General features: G+C 61.6%; 5 protein-coding genes. 3 read left to right on the top strand and 2 right to left on the bottom strand.

Going from position 1 to position 5,893, the window contains the following annotated elements; all coding sequences use genetic code 11:
• Positions 1–16 precede the first annotated feature (16 nt).
• Both NTZ26_15505 and NTZ26_15510 read left to right on the top strand, forming a co-directional pair.
• A complete protein-coding gene (locus NTZ26_15505) occupies positions 17–580 on the top strand; it encodes a hypothetical protein (protein MCX6561900.1) in 564 nt (187 codons plus the stop codon).
• Complete coding sequence (locus tag NTZ26_15510) at positions 577–1,302, top strand: nucleotidyl transferase AbiEii/AbiGii toxin family protein (GenBank protein MCX6561901.1); 726 nt, start codon at positions 577–579, stop codon at positions 1,300–1,302. Before NTZ26_15505 ends, NTZ26_15510 begins: the two co-directional genes overlap by 4 nt.
• Before the next feature lie 29 nt (positions 1,303–1,331).
• Here NTZ26_15510 and NTZ26_15515 read toward each other — a convergent pair whose 3' ends face one another.
• Together NTZ26_15515 and NTZ26_15520 are read right to left on the bottom strand one after the other, a co-directional pair.
• A complete protein-coding gene (locus NTZ26_15515; GenBank protein MCX6561902.1) occupies positions 1,332–1,691 on the bottom strand; it encodes a hypothetical protein in 360 nt (119 codons plus the stop codon).
• A gap of 109 nt (positions 1,692–1,800) precedes the next feature.
• Positions 1,801–2,952: a hypothetical protein gene (locus tag NTZ26_15520; GenBank protein ID MCX6561903.1), complete on the bottom strand. Its 1,152-nt coding sequence runs from the start codon at positions 2,950–2,952 to the stop codon at positions 1,801–1,803.
• A gap of 163 nt (positions 2,953–3,115) precedes the next feature.
• Here NTZ26_15520 and NTZ26_15525 point away from each other — a divergent pair, with 163 nt between their 5' ends.
• A complete protein-coding gene (locus NTZ26_15525; GenBank protein MCX6561904.1) occupies positions 3,116–5,806 on the top strand; it encodes a M14 family metallopeptidase in 2,691 nt (896 codons plus the stop codon).
• Positions 5,807–5,893: the final 87 nt, after the last annotated feature.

Here is a 5,893-nt window from a genome sequence, read left to right on the forward strand (position 1 = left end):
GCCAACGGAGCAACGAATGACCGACGCCGAGCGCTTGCAGATTCTGACCTTAGCGGGACGGACGGTCTTCTCCCTCGGCGATCTGCGGCGCCTGTGGCGGCTCAAGCCCGAAACATCGAAAATCGCGGCCAAGCGGATGACAGATCGAGCGCTGCTGCGAAGAATTGCCCGCGGATACTTCGCCCTGGCCCCCGACTATGATCCATTCGAGCTTGCCAATCTCATCATCTCGCCTTCGTACGTCTCTCTCCAATCCGCGCTCGACCGGCACGGTGCGTCCTTCCAGTCCCGGCGCGCCGTCGTGTCCGTGGCCCGGCTCAATTATCGCCGCGAGGCCGCGGGCCTCGAATTCCGATACCATGCCATGAAGCCCGACTTGTTCTTCAACCTCGACGGGGTTCGCGGTTCGGGATCACCGGCCATGGCCGGCCCCGAACGGGCGCTCCTCGACTGTCTCTATTTCGGCCTCCGCCCCGAGATCGACAATGCGGAGAGAATCAACCCCGCGGAAGTGCGGCGCCTCGCCCCCCTCTACCCCGCAGCGGTCGCCGAGCGAGCCCGCGAGTATCTCCCCCGATGACCTCCCGACGCTTCGATCCGGCTTTTCATCAGCGAAAGCTTCTGGCCCTGCTCCTCGCCATTTACAAGACGGGCGGCACACATTCCGGTCCCGGCGATAAGCTCGTCTTCAAGGGGGGAACTTGCGCTGTCCTTTTCCACCAGCTTCCGCGGCTCTCCTTCGACTTGGACTTCGATCTGCTGTCCCCGTTCGACGCAGGCGACACGGACACCCTGCGGGGCGTCCTAGCCGGCCAAGCCATGGTCCGGGAAGCCGGGGATAAGCGGAACACGCTGTTTCATCTTCTCGTCTACGAGAAGGGGGCGCCGAACATCAAAGTCGAGATCAATAAGCGGATCTGGACGCATAATGCCCACCGGAACGCCTGGCTTCTGGGGGTTGAGGTTCGGATCGCCGACGAGGCCACCCTGGCCACTAATAAGCTCGTCGATTTGACCGACCGGCCCATTCCCGTCGCCAGAGATCTTTTCGACGCCCACTTCTTCCTGAAGATGGGCTTTCCGCTCAACGAAGCCCTCGTTTTAGAACGAACGGGAAAGCCCCTGCTGGATTACCTTGGGGGGCTCCCTGCCTTCGTCGAGAGACGCTTCAAGCCCAGGGATATCCTCCACGGCCTGGGCGATGCCTTAGGAGAATCGCAGAAAGCCTGGGCGCGGGAGCGGCTGATCGCGGATTTCCGATCCGAAATCGAGCGGAGACTGGGCCGGACAGAAAACCGCTAGGGAAGCGAAGCCGGCTGACTATTGCCGCCTTAGGATGCCTTGGGCGCAGCGGCCTTCTTCTCCGGCTTAGGCTTCTTTTCCTTGGCCTCGTCGCCGCCCTTCTTGGGCTTCTCGGCCTTGGGGGCTTCCTTCTTTTCTTCCTTCACGGGAGCCGCCAACCGATCCGCCTTGACCTTGGCCGCGTCGGCGGTGATCTTCTCGTGATTCTCGATCGCCTTCAGCCGGCCGTTGACGGCCTTGAGGTTGGCCTTGAACTTCCGGACCAGGGTATCCTTCTCGGCTTTGCGGCCTTCGAGCCCCTTAGCGGCCACGACCGTCTTCCGTTCTTGCAGCTTGGCTTCGAAGTACGCCTTCTGCTGCATTATCATCTCTTTACGCTTTAAGCCCATGGCATCTCTCCTAATGGTTTTTACCGGCGGAAAATAACTTGTGTCAATATATCAGGGTTTTCGCTTAAAAGCCACCGTCCATTAGCCGTGGGAGCGCCGACGACGCCGGTCACTTCCCGCTTTTTTTACGAAGAATGCAGGGGGGCGCAAACAATTGAAGCTGCCCGTCGTCCAAGAGCTTGAGGCTGGTGAACGGGTCGCCCTTCGTAAATCCGGGATCCTCGATGATCTTGCGGGCCATGGGAGAATCCGGCATCGGGGCCAAGTGGATCCCCCAGGCACCGGCCGCCTCGTTCCAGACGCCCTTGAACGGCATCCGATCCCCCATCACCATCAAGCCGACGATGTCCTTGCCCTGCCGACGCTCGATAATGATCTGCATCGCGTTCGGGGCGTAGGCCAGCTTGCCTTCCCAGGTGCCCAGCAGCGGGGAATCGGCTTCCGGCTTGATGGCGATCTCCGCCTCGGCCAGTGTCTGCCATTTGCCGAAGGGGCCGATCCAATAGGACTGAACCTTCAGCAGGCCCGCGCCCCTGACTCGGATCTGGGCCTGGGCGCCTTTCTCCTCCACTTTGTCCAGGTCCCCGGTCACTTTCCAGCCCCAAAGCGGCGGATCTCCCGCGGGCAGCTTCCCCATCTTGGAGAAGCGGGCCGTGGCCCGAATCGTCGCGCCTATCGCCGGCTTCCCGTCGAGATCGATGGCCGCTTCGAATTTGCCCTCCGGCAGGATGCTCGGGCTCTCGTCCTTCGCGCCCCAGACGTCCTCGATGCGGGCCAGGATATACTCCATCGTCTTCTCCCGAAGCGCGGGCGGATGGACGGACTTGTCCAGGTACGTCACCTTCATCGTCTGCCCGAACTTCGAGATGGGCGCCAGGACCACACCGTAGCGATTGTCCCATTCATCGCCCAACCGGCCGAGGGCGGCTTTCTCGAGATCGCGCTTGCCCTTCATAGCCGGTAATTGCTCGTTGTACTGGGTCCGCTGGCCATAGCTCCACAAGGCCTTGTCGGCCTGTTCGTTTCCGGAGGGGAAGAGCGATCTGGTGAGGGCGTCGATGTCTTTCTGGAGCTTGTCGACGTTCGCCGATTGCGCTTTATACGCGTCGTAGCGCTGTTTCGCCGCGGCGACCTCGGCCGGGTTACCCGAAACGGGCTTGTCCTGGCCATTAGGCGCCGCCGGAACGGGTACAACGAAGACGAGAAGCGCCAGGCACATGAGGGTTCGAACCCCCCAAGTCGAGATCGGCTGTTTGTTCATAATGCGCCTCCCTTCCTTGGCCAAACGATGCCACAAGCCAAGCCGGGAAGCAAGCCGCAACGGGCGCATACGCGGCGTTGACTCAAAATGCCCATCGCGACCATAATGCGCTCATCTGTATTCCGAAAAAAGATCGGCTTTTTCGGATTTGGAGGCAACACCGATGAACCATCGCGCTCCCAAAATCGCTTTGGCGCTTCCTTGCGCAGCCCTAATGGCGATGCTCTTTCTTTCCTCTCTTCTCCCCGCCCAGACCTCGCCCGAGGCGTTTCTGGGATTTAAGGTCGGCGCGGACAGGAAGCTCGCGGACTACAACCAGATCCAGGCCTATTTCCAGAAGCTGGAGAAGGAAACAGCCAAGCTCAAGCTTCTGACCATCGGCGAATCTACGCTGAAGAAGCCGATGATCATGGCCGTCATCACCTCGGAAGCGAACATGGCCAAGCTGGATGAATACCGGGCCATCGCCAAGAAGATCAAAGACCCGCGGGGCCTGCCGATCGAAGAGGCCAAGAAGCTGGCCAAAGAAGGGAAGCTAATTCTCCTGATCACTTGCAGCCTCCACGCGGAGGAGATCGCAGCCTCGCAGATGTCCATGGAGCTGGCCTACAAGCTGGTCAAGGGCGAGACGCCGTGGGACGCCGGCAAAGTGCTGGACGACGTTATCGTTTTGCTCATCCCCACGATCAACCCCGACGGCGAGCAGATGGAAGTGGATTGGTACAAGAAATACCTGGGCACCAAGTACGAGGGCGGCTCCATGCCCTGGCTCTACCACTTCTACGCCGGGCACGACGACAACCGCGACTGGTTCATGTTCAACCTGGCCGAGACGCGGGCCGTGACCAAGGTCCTCTACCACGACTGGTTCCCCCAGATCCACATCGACGAGCACCAGATGGGCCACGACGAGGCCCGGCTCTTCATCCCGCCGTTCATGAACCCGCCCGTGCCCAACGTCCAGCCGCTGCTGTGGCGCGAGGTGAACCTGGCCGGGGCCAACATGGCCTTCGACCTGCAGAGAAACGGCTTCCAGGGGGTCGTCCACGGGCGGAGCTTCACCGGTTGGTGGATCGGCGCCTGCGACGACACCTCGTGGATGCACAACGTGGTCGGGATTCTGAGCGAGATGGCCTCGGTCAAGCTGGCCACTCCGGTCTACGTCGAGCCGACCGAGATCCCCAAGAGCTACACCCAGCGGCGGGTGGAATTTCCCGACCCGTGGCCGGGCGGCTGGTGGCGGCTGCGGGACATCGTCGATTACGAGCTGACCCTGTCGTTGAGCCTGATCAACACCGGGGCACGATTCAAGGAAGAGTTCCTACTCAATTCCTACCTGATGGGCAAGAGTGTGGTTGAAGCAACCGACAAGGGCCAGCCCTACGCCTTCGTCATCCCGGCCAAACAGAACGACTACCCGACCATGGTCAAGATGCTGGAAGTATTGGAGTTCGGGGGCAGCGAGATCCAGCGGGCCAAAGAGGACTTCGTGGCCGAGGGCAAGGTATACGGGGCGGGATCGTATGTGGTGCTGTTGGCCCAGCCGTACAAGCCCTTTGTCTGGGCGCTGTTGGAGCGGCAAAAATATCCCGATCTGCGCGAATATCCCGGCGGGCCTCCGGTGCCGCCCTACGACAACGCGGGCTGGACCCTGCCCCTGCAGATGGGGGTGGCATGCGACCAGGTCGATCATCCGTTCGCGGCCAAGCTGGAGCGGGTGGAGAAGATCGGGTACGCGGGAGTGGGAGGAGTGAAGGGCGTGCAGATGGTGGGAGTGAGGCTGGACGCGGCCGTGTTCGGGGAACCGAAGTACCTAGTGCTGGATGCGCGGGAAAACGCCTCTTACGCCGTAGCCTTCGCCCTGCTCAAAGAAAAGGCGGAGATTACGCGGTCCAAGGGCAAGATCGCCGGCAAGGGCTTCGAGGCGCCGGCGGGCAGCTTCATCGTCAAGAACACCCCCGAAGTGCAGAAGGCGATGGCGGGCTTGCTGGAGAAGCGCCACGCCACGGCCTGGGCATTGGATGATGCGGCGGGGATAGCGGCGGCGGCGCTCAAGAACCCCCGCATCGGCCTTTACCAGTCCTGGTGGTCGAGCATGGACGAAGGCTGGTCGCGCTACGTCCTGGACGATCTGGGCATCCCCTACGCCACGCTGCACAACCTCGATTTCCGGGGACCCAAGGCGGCCCCGGACGCCAAGCCGGCGAAGCCCGCGCCCAAGGTCGACCTCAAGGCCAAGTACGACGTCATCGTCTTCGCCGGCGAGAACCCGGACATCATCGCCACGGGCAAGGTCGATCCCGCGTCGCCGTATGCGCGATGGTTCACTCCCCTGCCGCCCGAATACGAGGGCGGGCTGGAGAAGGAGGGTGTGGCGGCGCTGAAGGCGTTTGTCGAGGCGGGCGGGACGTTGATAACACTAAATGAGGCCTGCAAGATGGCCCTTAAGGAATTCGAAGCGCCCGTAAAGAACGCGATTGAAAAAATCGAGCCGACCAAGTTCTTCTGCCCGATGTCGATCCTGCGGCTCGCGGTCGACAACACGACGCCGATCGGCTACGGCCTGCAGGAAGAGACGGCGGCGGTCTTCTCCGAGAGCCTGGCGTTGGAGACGTGGCTGCCCGGGACGGGCGATTGGGAGAGGAAGGTCGTGGCCAGCTACCCCGAGAATAATGTGCTCATGAGCGGCTGGCTGCTGGGCGAGGACTACATCGCGCGCAAGGCCGCCGTGGTCGATCTCAAGTACAAGAAGGGGCGGATCATTCTGGTCGGCATCGTCAGCCAGAACCGCGCCCAGTCGCACGGGACGTATAAATTTTTGTTGAACGGGCTGCTGTATCCGGAGGGGAATTAGACGGTTAATCTATAGTTTTCGCCGCGAACTCCGCTTCGATATCTTCGACCGTTGGCAGGCTGCTTTTCAACTCGTCCGGAAGCTTGG

This window comes from Candidatus Aminicenantes bacterium (assembly GCA_026393855.1).
Lineage (GTDB): Bacteria > Acidobacteriota > Aminicenantia > Aminicenantales > UBA4085 > UBA4085.